General features: G+C 56.2%; 20 protein-coding genes. 15 read left to right on the top strand and 5 right to left on the bottom strand.

Features of this window, described 5'->3' with window-relative positions; all coding sequences use genetic code 11:
- Window positions 1–44: 44 nt before the first annotated feature.
- The 6 genes from gndA (at window position 45) to DSM3645_RS13565 (ending at window position 8,638) form a co-directional block, all read left to right on the top strand.
- Entirely contained in the window at window positions 45–1,487 is a 1,443-nt protein-coding gene (gene gndA / locus DSM3645_RS13590) for an NADP-dependent phosphogluconate dehydrogenase (protein WP_002652774.1), read from the top strand.
- Window positions 1,488–1,822: 335 nt separating this feature from the next.
- Window positions 1,823–2,608, top strand: coding sequence for an SDR family oxidoreductase (locus tag DSM3645_RS13585; protein WP_002652773.1), 786 nt, complete (start codon window positions 1,823–1,825; stop codon window positions 2,606–2,608).
- A 119-nt stretch (window positions 2,609–2,727) separates the two neighbouring features.
- Entirely contained in the window at window positions 2,728–4,173 is a 1,446-nt protein-coding gene (gene zwf, locus DSM3645_RS13580) for a glucose-6-phosphate dehydrogenase (protein ID WP_040351831.1), read from the top strand.
- 548 nt (window positions 4,174–4,721) lie between these two features.
- Window positions 4,722–5,354, top strand: a complete 633-nt coding sequence (locus DSM3645_RS13575; protein ID WP_002652771.1) for a response regulator — start codon at window positions 4,722–4,724, stop codon at window positions 5,352–5,354.
- 102 nt (window positions 5,355–5,456) lie between these two features.
- A complete protein-coding gene (locus DSM3645_RS13570; protein ID WP_002652770.1) occupies window positions 5,457–6,809 on the top strand; it encodes a mandelate racemase/muconate lactonizing enzyme family protein in 1,353 nt (450 codons plus the stop codon).
- Window positions 6,810–7,030: 221 nt separating this feature from the next.
- On the top strand, window positions 7,031–8,638 hold the full coding sequence (locus tag DSM3645_RS13565) for a D-alanyl-D-alanine carboxypeptidase/D-alanyl-D-alanine-endopeptidase (protein WP_002652769.1): 1,608 nt from the start codon (window positions 7,031–7,033) through the stop codon (window positions 8,636–8,638).
- A gap of 80 nt (window positions 8,639–8,718) precedes the next feature.
- Here DSM3645_RS13565 and DSM3645_RS13560 read toward each other — a convergent pair whose 3' ends face one another.
- Window positions 8,719–9,354: a hypothetical protein gene (locus tag DSM3645_RS13560; RefSeq protein ID WP_002652768.1), complete on the bottom strand. Its 636-nt coding sequence runs from the start codon at window positions 9,352–9,354 to the stop codon at window positions 8,719–8,721.
- A 271-nt stretch (window positions 9,355–9,625) separates the two neighbouring features.
- On the opposite strand from DSM3645_RS13560, the gene DSM3645_RS13555 reads away from it, so the two are divergent.
- Window positions 9,626–10,192 (top strand): hypothetical protein, encoded by a 567-nt coding sequence (locus DSM3645_RS13555; RefSeq protein WP_131282548.1) that lies wholly within the window; start codon window positions 9,626–9,628, stop codon window positions 10,190–10,192.
- A 42-nt stretch (window positions 10,193–10,234) separates the two neighbouring features.
- Here DSM3645_RS13555 and DSM3645_RS13550 read toward each other — a convergent pair whose 3' ends face one another.
- The gene (locus DSM3645_RS13550; RefSeq protein ID WP_131282546.1) at window positions 10,235–10,420 is read right to left on the bottom strand and encodes a hypothetical protein; all 186 of its coding nucleotides are present in this window, start codon (window positions 10,418–10,420) and stop codon (window positions 10,235–10,237) included.
- Between the two features lie 69 nt (window positions 10,421–10,489).
- Between DSM3645_RS13550 and DSM3645_RS13545 the strand changes: the two genes are divergently transcribed.
- The 6 genes from DSM3645_RS13545 (at window position 10,490) to DSM3645_RS13520 (ending at window position 13,791) form a co-directional block, all read left to right on the top strand.
- On the top strand, window positions 10,490–10,981 hold the full coding sequence (locus DSM3645_RS13545; protein WP_040351829.1) for a hypothetical protein: 492 nt from the start codon (window positions 10,490–10,492) through the stop codon (window positions 10,979–10,981).
- Between the two features lie 166 nt (window positions 10,982–11,147).
- On the top strand, window positions 11,148–11,522 hold the full coding sequence (locus DSM3645_RS13540) for an ArsR/SmtB family transcription factor (RefSeq protein WP_002652764.1): 375 nt from the start codon (window positions 11,148–11,150) through the stop codon (window positions 11,520–11,522).
- Window positions 11,523–11,525: 3 nt separating this feature from the next.
- Window positions 11,526–11,990: an SRPBCC family protein gene (locus DSM3645_RS13535; protein ID WP_002652763.1), complete on the top strand. Its 465-nt coding sequence runs from the start codon at window positions 11,526–11,528 to the stop codon at window positions 11,988–11,990.
- Window positions 11,991–12,040: 50 nt separating this feature from the next.
- Complete coding sequence (locus DSM3645_RS13530) at window positions 12,041–12,550, top strand: SRPBCC family protein (protein WP_002652762.1); 510 nt, start codon at window positions 12,041–12,043, stop codon at window positions 12,548–12,550.
- A gap of 107 nt (window positions 12,551–12,657) precedes the next feature.
- Window positions 12,658–13,239, top strand: coding sequence for an SRPBCC family protein (locus tag DSM3645_RS13525; protein WP_002652761.1), 582 nt, complete (start codon window positions 12,658–12,660; stop codon window positions 13,237–13,239).
- Between the two features lie 51 nt (window positions 13,240–13,290).
- Window positions 13,291–13,791 (top strand): DUF1579 domain-containing protein, encoded by a 501-nt coding sequence (locus DSM3645_RS13520; protein WP_002652760.1) that lies wholly within the window; start codon window positions 13,291–13,293, stop codon window positions 13,789–13,791.
- 87 nt (window positions 13,792–13,878) lie between these two features.
- On the opposite strand, the gene DSM3645_RS13515 is transcribed toward DSM3645_RS13520, so the two are convergent.
- Together DSM3645_RS13515 and uvrB are read right to left on the bottom strand one after the other, a co-directional pair.
- On the bottom strand, window positions 13,879–14,301 hold the full coding sequence (locus DSM3645_RS13515; protein ID WP_002652759.1) for a hypothetical protein: 423 nt from the start codon (window positions 14,299–14,301) through the stop codon (window positions 13,879–13,881).
- A gap of 209 nt (window positions 14,302–14,510) precedes the next feature.
- Complete coding sequence (gene uvrB / locus DSM3645_RS13510; RefSeq protein ID WP_002652758.1) at window positions 14,511–16,574, bottom strand: excinuclease ABC subunit UvrB; 2,064 nt, start codon at window positions 16,572–16,574, stop codon at window positions 14,511–14,513.
- Between the two features lie 177 nt (window positions 16,575–16,751).
- Here uvrB and DSM3645_RS13505 point away from each other — a divergent pair, with 177 nt between their 5' ends.
- Window positions 16,752–20,495 (top strand): mechanosensitive ion channel domain-containing protein, encoded by a 3,744-nt coding sequence (locus DSM3645_RS13505; RefSeq protein ID WP_002652757.1) that lies wholly within the window; start codon window positions 16,752–16,754, stop codon window positions 20,493–20,495.
- Here the strand turns inward: DSM3645_RS13505 and DSM3645_RS13500 are convergent.
- Entirely contained in the window at window positions 20,492–20,890 is a 399-nt protein-coding gene (locus tag DSM3645_RS13500) for a ComEA family DNA-binding protein (protein ID WP_081444920.1), read from the bottom strand. The genes DSM3645_RS13505 and DSM3645_RS13500 overlap by 4 nt on opposite strands.
- 145 nt (window positions 20,891–21,035) lie before the next feature.
- Between DSM3645_RS13500 and nadC the strand changes: the two genes are divergently transcribed.
- Window positions 21,036–21,947 (top strand): carboxylating nicotinate-nucleotide diphosphorylase, encoded by a 912-nt coding sequence (gene nadC / locus DSM3645_RS13495; RefSeq protein ID WP_002652755.1) that lies wholly within the window; start codon window positions 21,036–21,038, stop codon window positions 21,945–21,947.
- Window positions 21,948–22,100: the final 153 nt, after the last annotated feature.

Genomic DNA, 22,100 nt, shown 5'->3' with positions numbered 1-22,100 from the left:
GTCACCGCGTCTGACCACGACATCTTGTTAGAAAGTGAAGAACCATGTCCGAACAATGTGATTTCGGTTTGATCGGTTTGGCCGTCATGGGCGAGAACCTCGCTTTGAACGTCGAAAGCCGCGGCTATAGCGTCGCTGTTTACAATCGCACGACGGAAAAGACCGACGAATTCATCAGCGGTCGCGCCGCCGGCAAAAAGTTTGTCGGCTGTCACACGCTGGAAGACCTGGTCAAGTCGCTCAAGGCTCCCCGCAAAGTGATGATGCTGGTCAAAGCGGGTCCGGCCGTCGATTCGATTATCGATCAGCTGATCCCGCTGATGGACAAAGGCGACATCATCATCGACGGCGGTAACACGCTCTACAGCGATACCGAACGTCGCACCAAGTATGTCGAAGAACAGGGGCTGCTGTACTCCGGCACCGGCGTTTCCGGCGGTGAAGAAGGAGCGCTCAAAGGTCCCAGCTTGATGCCCGGCGGCAGCGAAGCGGCCTGGCCCGAGCTGAAAGAGATCTTCCAGGCGATCGCCGCCAAGGTCGGTCCGAACGACGACATTCCGTGCTGCGAATGGGTTGGTCCCCGCGGCGCCGGCCACTACGTGAAAATGGTTCACAATGGCATCGAGTACGGCGATATGCAGATGATCTGCGAAGCCTACTTCCTGCTGAAGCATGGCATCGGACTGACCAACGAAGAACTGTACGACGTCTTCGACGAGTGGAATCGTGGTTTCCTGCAAAGCTACCTGATCGAAATCACCCGCGATATCTTCAGCGTCAAAGACGAGAAGACCGGCGATTTCTTGGTCGACAAGGTTTTGGACGCCGCCGGCGCCAAAGGGACCGGCAAATGGATGAGCCAACTTGCGCTCGACCTGGGCGTTCCCAGCACGCTGGTCACGACGGCCGTTTATGCACGCAGCTTGTCGGCGGTCAAAGAAGCTCGCGTTCGCGCCAGCAAAGTACTGGCCGGTCCCAAGGAATCGTACACCGGCGATAAGAAGCAGTTCATCGAACATGTGCGGGACGCGCTGTACGCGTCGAAGATCATCAGCTACGCCCAAGGCTTCGTGCAGTTGCAAGCTGCCGCGGCCGAACACGATTGGCCGTTGAACTACGGCGACTGCGCTTTGCTATGGCGCGGCGGTTGCATCATTCGAGCCCAGTTCCTGGACCGGATCAAAGAAGCGTTTGACGCTGATCCGAACCTCGAAAACCTGCTGCTCGCTCCTTACTTCACCGATGCGATCGACAAGGCGCAAGCCGGCTGGCGTAACGTGGTCACGACCGCGGCGACGCTCGGCGTTCCGGCGCCTGCTTTTGCGGGGGCTTTGGCCTACTACGACGGATATCGTCGCGCCGACCTGCCTGCCAATTTGCTGCAGTCGCAACGAGACTACTTTGGCGCTCATACGTTCAAGCGAAACGACATGGAAGGCACCTTCCACGCCGAATGGCTGAAGCTGCGTAAAGAGCCCAAAGCGTAAGTATTGAAGTTGCGTATTCGGAAAATATAGCTGGCGCCTAACTTTGTAGCGCGCCAGCGCAATTTTTGAAGTCGCACACTTGCGCCCCATTCTCAGTGAGAGTGCGGATTTCCTTGGAAATAGCAAGTCACTCAGCCGATCGTAGACCGAGGCGCGAGCCGAGGGAATGCGGCTGAATACTTCAAGCCGTATTCGAATCGTGGGAAGACATTCCCTCGGCTCGCACCCTCGGGCTACGATGCAATGAAGCTCACGAATTAGCAAGAATCGCTGCTGAATGCGCCACTTCCAAGTTTGCGCAGCGAGCTACGAAGAAAACGTCGAGAAAGGTCGAAATGTCGGATAGTTATTTGCGGGGCTTGTTCGGTCTCGAAGGTCGAACAGCCATCGTCATCGGCGCGACCGGCGTCTTGGGCGGGGCCATTGCCGAAGGGCTGGCCCAAGCCGGCGCCAACGTCGTCGTGTCTGGCATGAACGAGGGACGCGGGAGCGCGCAAGCGGTCCGCATTCAGGAACTCGGCGGTGAAGCGATCTTTCAGCCGGTTGACGCCGTTAGTCGGGCGTCGCTGACCAAGTTGAAGGATGTCACGCTCGAAAAGTTCGGCTCGATCGACATGCTGGTCAATTGCGCCGGCGTCAATTCGTCCGTACCGTACGAAGAAATCACGGAAGAAGATTGGGATCGCGTGATCGCGACCAATCTGACCGGCACGCATTTGGCCTGCCAAATTTTTGCACCGCTGATGGCCGAACAACCAGACGGCGGGTCGATCTTAAACATCGGCAGCGTGACCGCTCATTTGCCGCTGTCGCGCGTGTACGCCTATTCGGCCTCGAAAGCGGCGGTCGTCAATTTGTCGCAAAATGTGGCCCGCGAGTATGCGACGCGCAAGGTCCGCGTCAACGTGCTTTGTCCTGGCTTTTTTCCGGCCGAGCAAAACCGAAAAATCTTGGACCAAGATCGCGTTTCCAACATCATGGCGCAAACGCCGATGAAACGCTTTGGCGAACCGGAAGAATTAGTAGGGGCGGCGATTACCCTCTTATCTCCCAAGGCGGGCAGCTTCATCACCGGCGCAACAATCTACGTTGACGGCGGATTTACTTCGATGCGATTCTAGTCCCGGCTAGTTGCGCAAGAATCTGGTTGTCGGGTTTCGCACGCAGTCAGAGAAGTTCTAAAATACCTGGATCGCACTGCGCGCGCTCTGTTCGATAACTCTCCATGAAAACAACCAACATGTCGCACACGATCGTGATCTTCGGCGCTTCCGGCGACCTCACCAGCCGGAAGCTGATTCCCGCGCTCTATCTGTTGTATCGCAAAGGGCGTTTGCCTGACTCGACTCGCGTGGTGGGCGTTTCACGAACCGAATACTCGCACGACGCTTGGCGAGCCGACTTAGAGAAGACGACCAAGCAATTCACGGGTGATTCGTTTGAGCCAAAAATGTGGGCCGAGTTCGCAGCCCTAGTCTTCTATCAGCCCGGCGACCTGCAAGATTCGGCCGACATGGATCGTCTGGCGACCTTTTTGAACGAGTTGGAAGGGGGCGAGTCGACTCGAATTTATTATCTCTCGACCATGCCCAAACTCTATCCGATCGCGGTTGAAATGCTCGGCGCCGCCGGCTTGGCGGATCAATCCGCCGGTCCGCGCCGCGTTGTGATCGAAAAGCCGTTTGGCACCGATCTGACGACCGCCGAGCAGCTGAACACGCGCGTCCACAAGGTCTTCGCGGAAGATCATGTTTACCGAATCGATCATTATCTGGGCAAAGAGACGGTTCAAAATCTGTTGGTCTTGCGATTCGGAAACTCGATTTTTGAACCGCTCTGGAATCGCAACTATATCGACCATGTGCAGATCACGGTGGCCGAAGAAGTGGTCGTGGGCCGCCGCGGCGGATACTACGACACCTCAGGCGTCATGCGCGACATGGTGCAAAACCATCTGCTGCAATTGATGATGATCACGGCCATGGAATCTCCGGTGCGCTTTGACGCCGATATGGTCCGCGGCGAAAAGGTGAAAGTGCTGGAAGCGGTTCGCCCCATGACCGGCGCCGACTTTGCGCAGAATACCTTACGTGGTCAGTACTACGGCTATCTCAACGAAGAGGGCGTTCCAGCCAACAGTCAAACAGCGACCTTCACCGCACTAAAACTGTGGATCGACAATTGGCGCTGGCAAGGCGTTCCTTTCTATCTGCGAAGTGGAAAAGCGATGTCTTGCCGGACGACGCAAATTGTCATTCAGTACAAAGAGCCGCCGCTCACCCTGTTCGACCATTGCGAGTCGATGGAAGGGAACCGCTTGGTGATTCAGATTCAGCCGGCAGAAGGACTCCAGATGCACATTCAGAGCAAAGTCCCCGACGCCGGGATGCGGACACGAACGACCGATCTCGACTTCCGCTTCCGCCGTCAATTTGCCGGCGACTTGCCTGACGCCTACCAACGTCTGCTGCTCGACGCGATCCAGGGAGACGCTAGCCTGTTCGCACGCAGCGATGAAGTCGAACTTGCCTGGGGAATTGTCGACCCGATCCTGGCCGCCTGGAATAGCCCGGCTGCGCCTGAATTGGTGAAGTACGAAGCCGGCGGCTGGGGCCCCGATTCATCGACCGACTGGATGATGAAACAGGGACGCCAGTGGTTTGACGTCTGCCCGATCCTTCATTAAGACTCGATCTAACCGAACTTTTTGCTGTTTTACCCCCATTTTTTTACTTACTGCAGTTCTGCGGTTTGAGCGCAAACGGTGCTTTGTTTTCCTGTGAAAAGCGTTCGTTCTGCATCCTTTCGCAGGGATTAATCGCTGGCAAGGGCTGCGTTTTCACCGCATTATCTTGTGCTCAATCGAATTTAACTCGCTGTTTTCCTTCAAAATAGCGATGTTTATTGGCCGTCCGCGGAAAACCGCTGTAGCAACAACGTGCGGTTGTCGTAATGATTGCTTTAGAGGGGAGAGGGCAAGCATTCCCCCCAGTGGAATCCCAGCCGCGAGGCAAAGGTTCAAATAACCCATTTTTTGTCGTTTTTTCCCTACAATACCCAAGATCTTTCGCCACCTAACTTTTAGGCAGGCTGTTTGGCGCCGGAAGTGCTAGAAATTTGTCGTAAATCCGACCCGATTTTCGCAAAGAACCTAGTGTCGCGACGCCACTAACACCGATGGCGGGTACAATAAGGGCGAATACGACAAGTTGAGCGTTGCATCTGGAGTGTTGAATGACCATTCGATTGTTAGTTGCGGACGATCATGAAGTCGTCCGTTGCGGTTTGAAGAGCCTTGTTTCGGGCACCGACATTGAAGTCGCTGGAGAAGCCCGAACCGGGGAAGAGACGGTGCGGATGGTTACTTCCGTTAATCCTGACGTTGTCCTGCTTGATATCCGCATGCCCGAAGGGGACGGACTGACCACGCTAGGTCGGATCAAGCTCGAACGTCCTGATTTGCCGATTCTGATCCTGTCGACCTACGACAATCCGACCTACGTCGCGCGAGCAGTTGCTCTTGGAGCCAACGGTTACGTATTGAAAGGGGATCCTCGTGATCGCCTGGTTGATGCGATCCACACGGCCGCCAACGGCGAAAGCGCTTGGACGCGAGACGAGTTGCGCCGCGTTACCGGCGCTCTTGCGACTCCGCGTTTGAATGCGGATGTTGAAGTGCCGCTCACGCAACGCGAGAGCGAAGTGCTGCGGCAACTTGCGTTGGGCTTGACCAACAAAGAGATCGCCCAGGCGCTCCATATCAGCTATGAGACCGTGAAAGAGCACGTCCAACACATTCTGCGTAAAGTCGGCGTTTCGGACCGCACCCAAGCAGCTGTGTGGGCCGTTCGCAAGGGTTTGGTCTAAAAGCTCTTTAGCTTGGTTGCGGCGGAGCCTGTCTACCGCCATATTCTACGGTTCATCCCACGCCGGCAATTTTCCGCTAGCGTTGAACCAAGGAGCAACTCTGTGGCCAAACCTACCGATATTCGCATTCGCGACGTCCGCATCTCGGCGGAACACATCAACTACCGCACCCCGATCAAGTTCGGGGGGCGCGTGGTCAACGACGTCACGCTGTTGAACGTGGCGCTGGATGTGGAAACAGCCGACGGGCGACGCGGCAGCGGATTTGGTTCGATGCCGATGGGCAACGTATGGGCTTGGCCGACATCCACAACTTCGGGCGACGCGACGCTGCAAGCGATGGTTGACATCGGTACGGCGATCGCCGAAGCCGCGCCGCAACTAGATCTCAGCGGACACCCGCTTGAACTGACCGCCGCGGCGCATTCGCAATACGGCAGTATCGCCAGCACGATCGCGCATAAGGCGAACATTACCGAAGCCGTTCCCAAACTGGCGACACTCGTCGCAGCCAGCCCGGTGGAAGCGGCGATTCATGACGCCTATGGCAAAGCCCTGGGGCTCAACAGCTACAACGTGCTCGGCGCGGACTTCGCCAATACGGATCTCGCGAGCTATCTCTCGCCCGAATTCGCCGGCGAATATCTTGATCGTTACACGCTGCGAACGCCGCAGCCGCAAATGCCGCTCTATCATTTGATCGGCGCGCTCGATCCATTGGATCAGGACGAATTGCAAAACCCGGTAGGGGACGGCTTGCCTGAGACGCTGGGCGACTGGATCACCGCCGATGGCCTGACCCATTTAAAGATCAAGCTGAACGGCGACAACCTCGACTGGGACGTCGCACGAGTGGCCAAGATCGACGCCGTCGCGATCGACGCCCAAGCGAAACGAGGCTGCAAAGCCTGGCAATACTCGCTGGACTTCAACGAGCGGTGCCCCAACGTGCAGTACATCCTGGATTTTCTCGCCAAACTGAGCGAGTCGAGTCCCGAGGCGCTCGATCGAGTTCAGTACATCGAACAACCAACCAGTCGCGACCTGCGAGCCAATCCCGAAAACCGCATGCATGCCGCCGCGAAGATCAAACCGGTCGTCATCGACGAATCGCTGATCGACTACGAGTCGCTGCTGCTCGCGCGCGAACAAGGCTATAGCGGCGTCGCGTTGAAGGCCTGCAAAGGCCAAAGCGAAGCGCTGCTGATGGGCGCCGCAGCCCAGAAGTTCGGGATGTTCCTCTGCGTGCAGGATCTGACCTGCCCTGGCGCGTCGTTCCTGCACTCGGCCAGCCTGGCCGCACGCATGCCCACGATCGCCGCGATCGAAGGGAACGGTCGACAATACTGCCCAGCCGGCAACGCTGAATGGGCGAAGCGCTACCCAAGCATGTTTGACATCACGCAAGGATATGTCGGCACCGCGGTGCTGACCGAACCGGGACTCGGGTACTAAACCGTCTCGACATTGGGTCCCCTGTGCGGCCCATTGAAACGCTATTCAGCTTGGTTCGCACAGCGGCCTTGTGACGTCTTATGCGCAATCGGCGGCCCGAGATTGGCGGGCGATGAAGCCCAACTTTTCCGTTGCCTGGGCCGGCGCGTGTCGTACGTTTGTACTGCCGATAATGCTGCGCGCAGGCGTAGCCAATTCTCCCACGTGCAACGAGCATCAAGATGCATAACTTCACGCAATTAGTCCTGACGATTCTGCCGGCAATAGCGCTTAGCCTGACCGCCTCGGTCCAAGCCCAAGTTCTGCTTGCGCCGGAAGTCGACGCGATCTTGCAAAAGCCGATGTACAAGGATGCGACCTGGGGGCTGCTGGTCATCGATCTTGAAACCGGCGACACCGTCTACTCAAAGAACGCCGACAAACAGCTTCTGATTGGTTCGATCCGCAAACTGTTTAGCGTTGGCCTGGCTCTCGACCAACTGGGAGCCGACTATCGCTTCGTCACGCCGATCTATCGCCAAGGGGACGTAAAAGATGGAGTTCTCACCGGCAACTTGATTCTCGTCGCCAGCGGCGATCTATCGATGGGGGGACGAGAACGGGCCGACGGCACGATTGAATACACTAAATTTGATCACAGCGAATCCAACGCACTAGGCAATTCGATCCTTACTAAGGCCGACCCCTTGGCCGGTTATCGCAGCCTGGCGAAGCAAATCGCGGCAGCCGGGATCAAGCGTATCGAAGGGGATGTGATTATCGACGATCGCTTGTTTTCGCCGTACGAGTTTCGTGAAGAGTTTGAGCTTCGTCCGATCTTTGTCAACGACGATCTTGTCGACGTGATGCTTCGTCCCGGCCAAGTGGGTGAATCCGCGAACGTCGATTGGCGACCTCGCTCGGCGGCGATCTCACTTTCTCCGACGTTGCTGACCGGCAAGCCGGGGTCCGAACTGGACATCGACTATGATCCCCTCCCAAAATGCGTTGGCCAGTCCAATTGCAACGTGCCGCTTGGGGGCACGCTGCCGGTCGACTTAAAACCGGTGCTAACCGGCAAGTGGCCGCTCGTTCGGACGGTTCGCATCACGCAACCGCAAAACTATGCTCGCACCGTCCTGATCGAAGAATTGGCCAAGGTGGGCGTGGTCGTCACGGCGGATAAAACCGCCCAGAACGCCGCCAACCGATTGCCGGCTCGTGACTCTTATCAGGCCGAGCAGCAAGTCGCGAAACTGACCTCCGCCAAGTTCGACCAATACGTCGAGTGGATCTTGAAAGTCAGCTATAACATCGGCGCCGACACCAGTTTGCTGTTGTATGGCGTCCACAATGGCGTCGATACGCTCGAGAGCGCGCTGAAGCTGGAAGCCAAAACGCTGCGGGCCCAATTTGGTATTTCGCCCAGTGAAATTCATTTTGTCGACGGCAGCGGCGGCGGCGTTTCGTCAGCGACGCCTGCAGCGATTGGTCGGCTGTTGTCCGCTCGGGCCAAGCTCGACAACTTCCCCACGTTCAAAAAATCACTTCCCCAGCTGGGCGTCAACGGCTCGCTCGCGACGGTCAACAACTACGAGAAGGTCGAAGCGATCCAAGGGGCCAAAGGAAACGTCTGGGCCAAAACCGGGACCTATATCACGCTCAACGACAAAGGCCAAATGGTGGTCAAAGCGCAAGGAACCGCCGGCTACATTGACGCCGCCAGCGGACGCAAGTTTGCCTTTGTACTGATCGTCAATGACATTGGCGCGATCTCCGGCATCGACGATATCGTGCAGGTGATGCAGGATGAAGGGGAGATCGCCGCTTGGTGGTGGCGCGAAAACTAACCGATCTCAGGCGTAGGGTCCGCTGCGCGGACCATAGAATCGCCATCGATTTTGGTCCGCTCTGCGGACCCTACGGCGTGTTAAACGCCTTCCCCCTTCGTTTCGCAAACGAAGCGGAAGGTAGCGCCTTCGATTTCGCCGTCGGCGGTGATCGGGTAGGTGAGCCCTAGCTTCTTCATGAAGTCGAGCATTTGCCAGCAGTCGGGCGCCGGGAACTCGTCGTCTTCGTAAGCTTTGCGCTCTTCGTCAAACAGCGCATCATCCCAGCGGATCAGATACTTCTCGATCTCGTCGGGATCCAAACCAGGCGCCGCTTCGGCGACCACTTTGGCGTCGCCGGCCCATTCGGCCATCTCTTTTTCGCTCAGCGATTCGTCCCAATAATCGGGCGTCGGATTGAACGAGTCGATGACCTGTCCTTTACGGAACAGCAGGTACATCCAAAGATCTTCGTCATGGATATGCAGCGAAAAGACCGGCGTATCAAGTGCGCGAGAAAGGTACTGACTCGCCGCATCCCAATCGAAGAACTCGTAGGGATACAAAATCGAAACGCGATCTCCCTCGCCGGCCAACACCAGGCAGTCGTCGTCGTCGGTCGTCCGCTCCGCTTCGCCGAACTCTCCCTCTTTTTCCACCGCATAGGCGGCCAGCGCAGCTTGAACCGCTGCGACGTCTTTGCCGATGACGCCAGACATTGAGAGAAACAGACCCATGAGTGGATTCCAACTTGAACCGAGAGAAAAAAAACGACAGCCGCTTCTGTCGCGCCCCTGAATATAGCCGCGATGCCGCTTGGGCGGGTCGCAACGCGGTTGTTGTGTCGAAGAATTCGGGAAATCGCGGCTTTTCGGCAGATGTTTGTCTAACGCTAAGGGTCTCATTGACCGCTTTTTTCCTACCCAGTCGAAGCTTGGTTGCGATAGAATGCTCGAAATCGTGATTTCTGCCCCCCAATACCCAATCGACTTAAAGGAGGGATCTCGTATGTTTCCAGCCAAGTTTTGCGTACCTCAAGATCACGAGTACGTCGAGTACGACTATGGTGATCTCTTTTTCGAGCAACCTTGCGGATCTGCAACACGCTTGGTGATCGGTCCATCGAAGGGAGAAGTGGACCTTCTAACGGAACTAGCGGCGCTCTCGGAGAACCAGAGCTGGTACATCCTATACGTACTGCTAACTCCCCGCCAAGGAAATCGCGAAAGCGGCAGGTACCAGTCGACTCCTTTTGACACGCTAGAGAAACTCTCCGCGTTCATGACGTCGTTTCAATCCTATTTTGAAGGTGACGCACGCCACCATGTTTGGATCGGCTCGCTGTCGAATGAAGTGCTACTCATCTATGACCAGCACAACGTGATCTTCGCCTATGGCCCTATCGATCGGTTCCGAGCCATTTTAGAAAAGCACGGCTTTCGCGAAGAGGAATTCTGGTTCCCCACTCCCCACTCCCACTCATACGCTCCCCAGTACGACGCGGAGGAGGAGCGACTGATGAAGGAATTCGAATGGCAGTATTTCCCGCTCCAGCCGGGCGATGAATGGGAATAGGGTAACCAAGCTGGGCGCCGAAAATCGTGACGCAGCCGATCCCTAGTCTGCATGTCGCAACTCCAGCAGCACCAACATCGGCCAGCCGTTATATCTCTCGGCGCGAGGAAACGCTTGCGCGAATGCTTCATCCGGCGAATACTCGCTCACGTTCTCGACCTGAAAGCCGGTTCGCGAAGTCGCGTCGAACTTGGGCGGGAAAAAGTCGAAAGGATCTCTCAATGTCATTAGAAAAGCGACTATGATGTTGACGCGAACTGCTCTGATTTCGACCAACGGCTGCATCGAAGGAAAATCATGCCCTCATTGGATTCCAAATATCTTGCACCAGCCCGACGCACTTTACGCAGCGTCGCTTGTTTGCTGGTCCCTCCCTTTTTGGTGCTGATATCAGGCGTGGTTTTGATTTCTCAATTTGCGGAAATGAAGAATCGCAATGAAATCCTCTCGTTCACTTCGTTCATCGTGATCTTGTCTTTAAGCGCATTGGCCTTCAATTGGTGCCGCGTCACTCCGACCTTCGCTTCGGAAGCCATCTTAAAGCAGATCTACCGAGCAGGAATTGACTTTTTCCTGGCCAGCATGATGGCGTTGATCGCGACCTGTCTCGCCTGGATGCGAACGCTGCCGTTGCCCGCCGGGATTTTCGCCCGCAATCTTTCCGACGCGAGTTTTTATCGCATTTTGTTTTGGATGCACTGGTCGTTTCTTTCCTTTGCGTTGATCCTGACCTTGGGAGCGATCCTCTCGATGATTCTCGCCATCGGAAGGTCCGACGAGGAAAACTAATCAGGCGACATCGCATTTTCCGGGTCGATTCACCGATCTGAAATTCGGTAGAGCGGCCAGCGCGACGCCGGGTCATCATCTCCCCTCTTTCATCCACAAAGTTGGATTTGAACTTTCTCTCCGCCGGACCGTTGACACATTCCGGTATGGGAATATAAATAAAGTCATGCCCAGAGCCGCGACCACCACGGACGTTTTTAATGCGATCGCCGAACCACGGCGCCGGCAGATCATTGACCTGTTGGCGCAAAGTACTCGCCCTCAAGCGGTGGGAGATTTGGTCGAGGCGCTTCAGCTGTCGCAGCCGACGGTGTCGAAGCATCTGGCCGTCCTCCGCAAAGTCGGCGTCGTGTCGGTGCGCAAACAGGGGCAGCATCGCCTGTACGAACTGAATGCGGTGGAGTTACGTCCCGTGCATGACTGGGTCAAAACCTACGAGCAATTTTGGAGCGGTCAGCTGTCGCGAATCAAACAGCGGGCCGAAAAACTCGCGGCCGAACGAGCCGCAGCAAAGAAGTCATCCAATTCTCAGGAGTTGTAATCGATGGTTGCTGTCAACAGTTCAGAAGCCGTACGCGTGCTGCACATCTACCAAGAGATCGAGATCGCCGCGCCGATCGACATCGCGTTTGAAGCGGTCCTGACCGAACTAGGACCTGCCGGAGTGATGCCCCAAAATGACCAGCCGTTCCCGATGGTGCTGGAAGCATGGCCCGGCGGACGTTGGTTTCGCGATCTGGGCGAAGGAGCAGGGCACTTTTGGGGGCACGTTCAAGTCATCAAACCGCCCAAACTGTTAGAGATCTGCGGACCGATGTTCATGTCTTTTGCCGCGACCAATCATCTGCAGTATCGCCTGGTGGAAGAAGGCGACATGACAACCATCCAGCTGACGCATCGCGGTATGGGTCAGATCCCGCAAGAAGTTTTTGACGGGGTCACCGGCGGCTGGGACTTCCGCAACCAGCGGATCAAACAGTTGGCCGAAAAACTGGTCAGCGAGCGCTAGATTTATCCCTCGTCCGATTGGAACAAGGAAATATAAGTAGGAGTAAGCCGATGTCCGCTGCAAATGTAAATCCCGAAATTGATTTCCAATTGACCCGCATTTTCGACGCTCCGCGCGAATTGGTCTACCAGGCCTGGACCGAGACCCCGCATTTAGAGCAGTGGTGGGGACCGCCCGGTTTGTCGGCACGCGTCGTCAAGCTCGACCTTCAACCAGGCGGCGTGTTTCACTACGCGATGAAGATGCCGGACCGACCAGAGATGTTCGGCAAGTTCGTCTATCGTGAGATCGAGCCGAATCGGATGCTGACATATGTCGTCTCGTTCTCGGACGCCGAGGAAGGAATCACCACGCATCCGTTCAGTCCAACTTGGCCCCAGGAAATGCTAAGCGCTGTCGAACTTTTTGATGAGGATGGTCAAACCCGTGTCGAACTTTGGATCACGCCGATCAACGCCAGCAGGGAACAGGAACAGACATTTCGGGAAGGTCACCAAAGCATGCAGCAAGGATACGGCGGGACGTTGGACCAGTTAGAAGCGTATCTCGCTGCGTTGTAATTCATTTTCTTCGTTGAGCAAAATCGACTAACGGCTCTTCCTGCGGGCGATGTGGGCTCCGGTAGATCTCTTTATTTCCTATCCGTTTTATTGCGGAGACTACGGATATGATTCTAAAAATTATCATCGGCGTTGTTGTCGCACTCGCCGGCCTGGTCGTCATTGTGGTGATCGCGGCAATGCTGCAGCCGAATGAATTTTCGGTGCAGCGTTCGTTGTCGATGAGCGCGCCCCCGGAAATCGCATTTGCTCACGTCAACGATTTAAAGAAGTGGGAAGCGTGGTCTCCCTGGGAAAAGTTGGATCCCAACATGCGGAAAACCTATACCGACAACGTGGTCGGCGAAGGGGCCTCGTACAGTTGGGACGGCAACAGTGACATCGGCGAAGGTTCGCTAACAATCATCCAATCGACGCCGGAGCAACAGATCGACATGGACCTGAAGTTCGTTCGTCCGTTTGCTTGTGAAAACGACGTGGTGTTTACGTTTGTCCCGAGCGGCGAGCAAACGACCGTCACGTGGAAAATGGATGGCAAGAACACCTTCTTCAGCAAAGTGATGTGTCTGTTCATAAGCATGGACAAAATGGTGGGCTCTCAGTTTTCTGAAGGCCTGGAAAGCTTGAAGAAGATCTCAGAAGCGGAGACGAAGCACGCTTCGCCGGGGGTCGCTAATACGCCTTCGTAAGATTTCGGTACTGTCGCGTTTCGTTGGATTTGTTTCGCTGGGGAACTTTTTATGTTTGAGAATCAGACGACCAAAGAGCACGAGTGGCTCCAACAGATGGTGGGTAAATGGACTTTTGAAGCGGAGGCCGTGATGGGGCCCGATCAACCGACCTCCAAGGCGACCGGCAAAGAAACCGTTCGCATGCTGGGCGCCAATTGGCTGATCGGCGAAGGGGAAGGAGAGATGCCGTGCCCTGAAGGACAAACCGAAGGCGGCGTCGGTTACACCGTCATCACGATCGGCTATTCGCCTGAGAAAAAAGCGATGGTCGGCACGTGGATCGGTTCGATGATGAACCACATGTGGCTCTACGAGGGTTCGCTTGATCTTGAGAAGGGCCTGCTGACACTGAATTCGTCCGGCCCTAGCTTCGACGGCAGCGGCATGTCCGCCTATCGCGAAACACTACAGATGATCAGCCCGAGAGAGCGGACGTTCTCTTCCGCGGTAAAAGGGGAAGATGGCGAGTGGCTCACCTTTATGACGGCGGTCTACAAGCGAGTTGACTAAATCGTGACCCTGGGCAAATACGAAAAAAACGGCCGAGCGCTTGCTCGGCCGTTTCTTTGTTTTCGGTTCGTTCGACGTAAGTCGACTTTAGAACTGCTGACCGCCGGTGACGTAGATCGGACGCGAGCCGGTCGAGTAACGCAGTTGCAACGCCGGATCCCACGTCGCGTCGGTTCGCAGGTTCGAGTAATGACGGAACATCGGCGTCGAGTTCGTTTCGGGTCGAGCCAGCGAAACGCCGTACCAGTCGCGAGCGGCGATCCGCGAGATGCGCTGACCGGCGATGAACTGGGCGCGTTGCAGACGCAAAACCGACGGGCTCTCGGCGCGACGCGCTTCCTGCAAGTAGAACCACATCTCCGGCGTCGACGACGACAAGGCCGGCGCTTGTTCCAGCGGCTGCGACGGCTGATCGCTAGGGCTGCTGCGAATCGTGAAATCTTGAGCGATCGTGGTCGAGGAGACCAGCAACGTCATCAGCGCCGTGGCGACGCAAATCATCATCTTCATTATTCGACTCCAGGCAATGTTCGTTCGCTGGCGGATTCTCAGCCAAGAAAGCGCACGACGGACGCGCGTCGTCCGTGTACAGGTCTGGATTCGGCGTTTTCCGCCCGCAGATCCGCATAATTTGGACGAACCGTTAGAGTTCTCCAATGGGCGGCCGCTAGAGTCTTCGCAGCTTGCCCAGACGACCAACCACATGCGCCGCAGAAGAGCTAGCCCCGTTTCGGTCGCGGCGTTTTGGCGCCTCCACGGCGCCGTTTTCCCTTTCCTTTTTTGTCGTCGCTGCGGCCGATATCGCTGATCTTTTTGCCGACCGAGTCTTGCATCTTGGTGATGCGATCGCGAATTCCGGCGGCGCGCTCAAACTCCAGATTCTCGGCCGCCGCTAGCATTTCGGTTTGTAGTTCCGAAATGTACTCCAGCGTGATGTATTCGGCGTCATCCGTTTTGCCCACGGCGGCGCTGGCCGTCCGATGCGCGTCGGCGTCGTTTTCGATTCCGCGGCGAATGTTCTTTTTAATCGATTCAGGCGTAATGCCGTGCTTCTCGTTGTATTCTTGCTGGATCTTGCGCCGACGGTCGGTCTCGTCGATCGCCGCCTGCATCGAGTTGGTCATCCGATCGGCGTAGAGAATCACTTTGGCGTTGACGTTACGTGCGGCGCGACCGATCGTTTGAATCAACGAGGTCTCGCTCCGCAGAAATCCCTCTTTATCGGCGTCAAGAATCCCGACCAGCGATACTTCGGGCAAGTCGAGACCTTCGCGCAACAGGTTGATCCCAACCAAGCAGTCAAATTTTCCTTCGCGCAAATCACGCAGCAACTCGACACGCTCGAACGCGTCCAATTCGCTATGCAACCACTTACAAGCGATCCCTTGCTCACTCAGATAATTGGCCAAATCTTCGGCCAGTCGTTTGGTGAGCACGGTGACCAATACGCGTTCTTTGACGGCGACCCGCTCGCGAATCTGCTCAAGCAGATGCTGGACCTGTCCGCGCGCCGGTTGCAATTCGACCACCGGATCAAGCAGCCCCGTCGGGCGAATGATCTGCTCGACCACTTCGCCTCCCGCTTTTTCTAATTCGTAGTCGCCGGGAGTCGCCGAGACGAAAACCGCCTGGTTGACGATGTTTTCCCACTCGTCGAACTTGAAGGGGCGGTTGTCGAGCGCACTGGGCAACCGAAAACCATGCTCGACCAAGTTCATCTTGCGACTGCGATCGCCATGGTACATCGCACGGATCTGCGAGATCGTAACGTGCGATTCGTCCACAAACAGCAAAAAGTCTTTCGGAAAGAAGTCGTACAGCGTGCTGGGCGCCGAGCCTGGAGGTCTGCCGGAGAGGGGACGGCTATAGTTCTCGATGCCGGGACAAAAGCCGACCTCTTGCATCATTTCGATATCAAACCGCGTGCGTGCGTTCAACCGCTGCGCTTCTAGCAATTTGCCGGCCGACTCCAACTCTTGCAGGCGAGCCGCCAACTCATGCTTGATATCGACCACCGCTTTCGCGACGCGCTCTTCCGGCAGCACAAAGTGCTTGGCCGGATAGATGTACAGCTGCTCTTGCGGAGCGATCACTTCACCGGTCAATGGATTGATGATCGAAAGCTGCTCGACTTCGTCTCCCCACAGTTCGATTCGATAGGCGAATTCTTCATACGAAGGCCAAATCTCAATACAATCGCCGCGGACGCGAAACTTCGAGCGTTCGAACGCGACGTCGTTGCGCTCGTAGAGAATTCCGACTAATCTCCCCAAAACTTCATCACGGTCGATCATCTGCCCTTTGGCGATGCTGACCATCATCGCTTTGTAGTCCGACGGCGATCCAAGCCCATAGATACTAGAGACGCTAGCGACAATGATCACGTCGCGGCGGCTGACCAGGGCGCTTGTCGAAGCGAGCCGTAAACGATCGATCTCGTCATTGATGGACGCGTCTTTCTCAATATAGATGTCGCGCTGCGGGATATACGCTTCCGGCTGGTAATAGTCGTAGTAGCTGACGAAATAGTGAACCGCGTTGTGGGGAAAAAATTCTTTGAATTCGCTGTAAAGCTGAGCCGCCAAAGTTTTGTTGTGCGAAATCACCAGCGCCGGTCGCTGCAGTTGTTGAATCACATTGGCGACGGTGTATGTTTTGCCCGAACCGGTCACCCCCAACAGAACCTGGTGGCGGCGCTCGGCGCGAAGTCCTTCGACAAGCTGCTCAATAGCGGCGGGCTGATCCCCAGCGGGCGCAAAAGGGGCTTGAAGCTCGAACTGCATCAACAATCTCGTACAACAGTGGAAGCGGCGCAAAAGGTGGCCCCGGATCGTGCAGGGCGAATCTTTTTATTATCGCCTTATCGGCCGTAAATGACATCCCCACGATCTTCGCCGCCGCTGACTCATCTTCACGAGAACCCATAAATTGCCGTAGAATCGAATCCGTAGGAGACAAAAATGCTGAATCGATCGACGGAAAACCGCTTACTTTTCTCTCTGGCGCTTTGCCTGGCGACCATGCTGGTCCCCAACTTTGCGCCGGCGCAAGATGCTCCTCCGGCCGCAACGGACGCTGCGCTCACGGCGAAGGATGTCGAAGTACGCCAAAAAGCGGTCGCCGATTTCGGCGGAATTGAAGACGCCGAAAAAGAAAAACTAGCCGGACAGTTTGACGCCGCGGCGAAAAGCCTGAAAGCGGCCACGCTCTGGCAAGAGAAAAAAGCGGAATGGCAAGCCGCCATCGATCAACCGGACGAACAAGCGGCCAAACTCAAGAGCCAGTTGGAAACGGCTGAACAATCGATCCGCTCGTCGGTCGGAGAAACTTCAAAACTGCCGGCGATCGAGTCGGAGGTCGAAAAGCTGCAGCGCGACCAGGATCAGTCGAAAGCCGATCTGCTAAGCATCGCCGCCGAAGTCTCTCGTCGTACCGAACGTCAGGTCGCCAATCCCAAATCGATCGCCAACCTGACCGCGCAAACGACGACGCTGCAAACTGAACTTGCGACCTTGCCAACGGCGATTGAAGCGAATCCAGCGCAGTTGGCCCGCCGGACCGAAATCGAAGCGAAGCTCGTCGAAATCGCCGCCCAGTTGGACGCCGAAAAAATCGAGCTCGACGCATACGATGCGTCAAGCGAACTACTCAACCTGAAAAAAGAACTCGCGAGTAAGAAAGGCGCCTTCCTCAAAAAGGAGTTGGAACGCGTTCGCCAATTGGCGACCCAAAAGCGTGAATCCGAAGCCAAGATGCAATTAGAAGCGGCCAAGGATCAACTAGAAGAAGCGAAAAAAAACACGACCGACGCTTCGCCGGCGATCACCCAATTTTTTGAGCTCAACACAAAGCTACTAGAAGTCCGCACCAAGTTATTAGACGAACTAAAACAGCGCGAGGCCGACCTAGAGCAGTCACGTGTCCGCTTGGACAGTCTGCTTCAGCTCAAGCAAGATACCGAAGACAAAGCGGCCCAAGATCTTCCCTCGGATGCGATCGGCGTGATGCTGCGAGAAGCACGCGCCCAGTTGACCGAAGAACGACAATTCCAAGTAGAACTGCAAAACCGCGATGAAGAGCGTAAGACTCTGCAGTTGAATCTGCTGGACGTCCGCGATGCCGACCGAGATTTGCTGCTGCTTAAATCGAACGTCGAAGCCGGCGTTATTGATCCGGTGGCGTTTAAAGATATGGCGGCGCGAATTCGCCTGCGTCTATCGCGCAGTCTCAATCGTTTAGCGCAGATGGATAGTGCGTTTGCGTTCGCGAAACAGGAACCGCGCGATGCGACATTGATCACTCCCGATTTGGAAGATCCCGAAGTCGTGCAACGAATCGCGGAGGCTTACGATAGTCGCTTGACGATTGTGGACGACTACAAAAAATCGATTGATCAACTGTTCAAAAAGATTATTGAACTGGAGAGAAGCGAGCAAAAGCTGGCGAGCACAACGCGCGAATTCAAAACCTTTATCGACGAGCGAATTCTGTGGATTCGCTCTCCCAGCGCCCTCGATTGGGAAGAAGCCAGCGAAGTGGTTCGCACCGCCAGTTGGTTCCTTTCGCCCGGCAATTGGCGAAGTCTCGCCAATCTGGCGTTCAACGATTTCAAACGTCGTCCCTATGTTTTTCTGATCACGGCCGCATTTTTCGGCGTCCTGTTGTTTTACAAACGGCGGATGCGACATCGGCTGAACGACATTGGATCCGAGCTTGCTTGGAAGCGACTTTCGCCGCTGCGAATGACGACCGAAGCGTTGATCATGACGACGCTAACGGCGTTAATCTGGCCGTCGATCTTTTTAGCGATCGGCTATTTCCTATCGCTGCTGCGGGCCGAGTCAGCAATGGCGGCTGCCCTTTCCGCCGGATTTTACGCGACGACGTTTGTGCTGTTTCCGCTGGAAATGCTGAAACAGCTGGCCCGGCCCAACGGCGTCATGGCGGCCCACTTTCGCGTTCCCGACGAAGTGACCAAAGATATTCGCTGGACCAGCGGATCGTTGAAATATCTGCTGCCGATAGCTGCCGGCATTAACGCCGCCGCCGAAGAACATAGTGGGTCCGCCGTCGACGATCCGCTCGCTCGCGCCGTCTTTATCATTTCGATCGCGCTCGTTTCGGTCGTCCTCTGGCGAGCGCTCGGCCAGGAGCGTTCGGCGCGCAAATGGATCCAAGACAACTACAGCAGCGGCATTTTCGCAACTCTGGCGCCGGCCGCCTTTTTGGCGTTTATCGCGTTGCCGCTGGGGTTGGCGATCGCGGCGGCTTGGGGTTACTACTATGGTGCGGTTCGCATTGCGGAAACGTTGAATGCAACTCTTTATTTAGTGATCGCAGTCGGCGTAGGACAAGGCTTTCTGTTCCGCTGGATCATGTTAAAGAGAACTTTGCTGCTACGTGAACGCTTGAAAGCGCAGCTGCAAAAGAGTGAAAAAGAGACGCTTTCTAGCGAAGTTGTCGGCGCCGCCCAAGAAACGCCTGAGCTGGATCCCTCGATCATCGGCGAGCAGACGCGACATTTGGTCAAAGTGATGTTCGGCGGGATTCTGCTTGTCGGCTTGGCGATTATTTGGAAAGACGTTTTACCAGCGGTGCGCAGTTTGGGCCGCACCACTATCTATCCCGTCATGGAATTTGGCCAGACGTTGGATGTCCCTATGATTGCGTCCCCGGCCACGGCGCCCGCGACAACCCCCACCGGCGAAGATCGCGTCGAGTCGACAGTCGTTCCCGCGTTGAATCTCGACAATGCCCCCGCATCGACGACCGCCTATCGACTAACGCTTGGTTCGTTGACGCTGGCGATCTTGGCCGCTTTTATCACCTTCGTCTTGGCGCGCAATCTGCCTGGCGTGCTGGAACTGTTTATTCTGCCGCGACTCGAACTCGACTCAGGCGGGCGTTTCGCCGTCGCAACGATCTGCCAATACCTGGTCATTACGCTCGGCGTGATCGCCACTGCTGGTTGGCTCGGTTTGCAGTGGGATAAAATCCAATGGCTGGTCGCGGCGATGTCGGTCGGTCTTGGTTTTGGCTTGCAAGAGATCTTCGCGAACTTCATCGCCGGTCTGATTCTGTTGATCGAACGTCCGATTCGGATCGGCGACATTGTCACGATCGACGGAGTCACCGGCACGATCGCCCGCATCCAGATTCGTTCGACGACTATTTTGAACTGGGACCGCCAAGAGTTTATCGTACCGAACAAAGAGTTCATCACTGGTCGCGTGTTGAACTGGACCTTGAGCAGCACGCTGAATCGGATCGAGATCCCGATCGGCATCGCTTATGGATCCGATACCCGCAAGGCCGAAGCGATGTTGCGTAAGGTGCTGAGCAACCATCCGTATGTTCTGAAAGACCCCGAGCCCTTGGTGACTTTTGAAGCGTTTGGCGACAGTGCGTTGACCTTCACCGTTCGCGCCTACTTGGCGAACTTCGACCATCGGCTCGAAACGATTCACCAACTGCATTTGCAAATTGACGACGCATTTCGCGAAGCGAATATCGAAATCGCCTTTCCGCAGACCGATCTGCATATTCGTTCGGCCCCGGAAGAATTCACCAAGAACTGGGAAGAGTCGCTCCGTCAAAATCGGAGCAATGTCGCCGGAAATGGAAACGGCAAGCATATTGACGGACCGCACAGCTCGTCCGAATCGACCGCTTCTGCGACCGAAAACGGAGGCTCCGCCAATTAGCTGCCTGCCTCTTGGAGTGTAAGGGAATCACCGGCGATGTTTTCGACATCGGCGGTCGGCAGCAGATAGGGACGCAGTCGCTCTAGCGTTCGCGGCCCGATCCCGCGAACGCGTTGCAGATCATTATGATCCAGAAATGGCCCCAGCGTTTCGCGCGACTCAATAATTCGCCTGGCCAACGTTTCCCCGATGCCTGGCAACTGGGTTAGTTCGGGCCAGTCGGCTTGATTGATGTCGACGATATAGGCGGCTGGTTGAGGTTCGACTTGCTCGATGTCGATCCAGTGCGTGCGACGATTCTGATCGCGCCACGCGTAGATCGACGCCCCTACGGTCAAGAGCAGCAGGACGATCACCACCGCCAGCTGGTCTCCCCGGCGCAGCGTCCAACGCATGCGACGATCGGATCTTGGCGGCGGTGGATTGGGCGGCGTCATGCTGAATTTCTGGTCGGAACGAGCCCCCCTATTATCGACAAACCGGCAGCGTCAAGCGAGACTAAAGCTTGTTCTATTTCCGCCTGTTTTCCTGTTAGATGTCATGCCGAAAGAATACCGCCAGGTTTCGTGGGATCCCCAACTGGTCGATGACTGCCGCTATTTAATTCGCTTGGCGTTTCGCGAGGATCTCGACAACGAGCAAGATTGGTCGACGGTCTCACTGGTCGCGGCCGACGCCCAAGGGAGCGCCGATATCGCCGCGCGAGACTCCGGCACGTTGGCCGGGGTGCAAGTGATCCCGCTAATTATCGAAGAAGCCGAACTCGATTTGGTCTGGACGCCGCAAAAGCAGGATGGCGACTCGATCCAATGCGGCGACGTGATCGGCAACCTGCAAGGCAACGTGCGTGACTTGTTGACCAGCGAGCGCACGATTCTTAACTTCGTCTGTCGGCTGACCGGCATCGCCACTTTGACGCGGCGCTATGTAGACGCCGCAACCGGCCAGGCGCGCGTCTATGACACGCGAAAGACGACTCCCGGTTGGCGACGGTTGGAGAAATACGCCGTGCAATGCGGCGGCGGGGTAAATCATCGCGTCGGCTTGTACGCCGCCGTCATGGCCAAAGACAATCATTTGGCCTGGAGCGCCACGCAGCGGACCTTGGCCGACATCACGCCCCAGGTGCGCGAATTCCTGGTCGCTCAGCTCGGCGAAGCGGGCGCCGCCGAAAAACTGATCGAAGTGGAAGTAGACAGTCTCCAGCAGTTGGAAGCGGTCCTTCCGTCGCAGCCCGACATTATCTTGCTCGATAACATGCCGCCCGAAGTGTTGCGACAAGCGGTCGAGATGCGCAATCGCCTGGCGCCGCAGGTCGAGTTGGAAGCTTCCGGCGGCGTGAATCTGCAAACGATCGGCCCCATCTCCGCCTCAGGCGTCGAGCGGGTCAGCGTCGGCGCACTAACGCATGGCGCCGTTTCGCTTGATCTGGGTCTCGACTGGAAATCCTAACAGGACCGCCCTCGTCGCTTGCCTATTTTTCTGGCGAATGTAGCGCAGGGACGTTGCATTTTCGCAACATTCTTCGATCCACCAGCGCATTTCTTGGCGCGATTTGACTCTGGCCTTAGAGACCCTATCTTTCAGATGAACTGAAGCCTTGGG

Origin of the sequence: Blastopirellula marina DSM 3645, from assembly GCF_000153105.1 — a bacterium.
Classification (GTDB): Bacteria; Planctomycetota; Planctomycetia; order Pirellulales; family Pirellulaceae; genus Blastopirellula; species Blastopirellula marina.
Note: the sequence above shows the minus strand (reverse complement) of the source record. Positions and strands in the feature narration are given on the sequence as shown.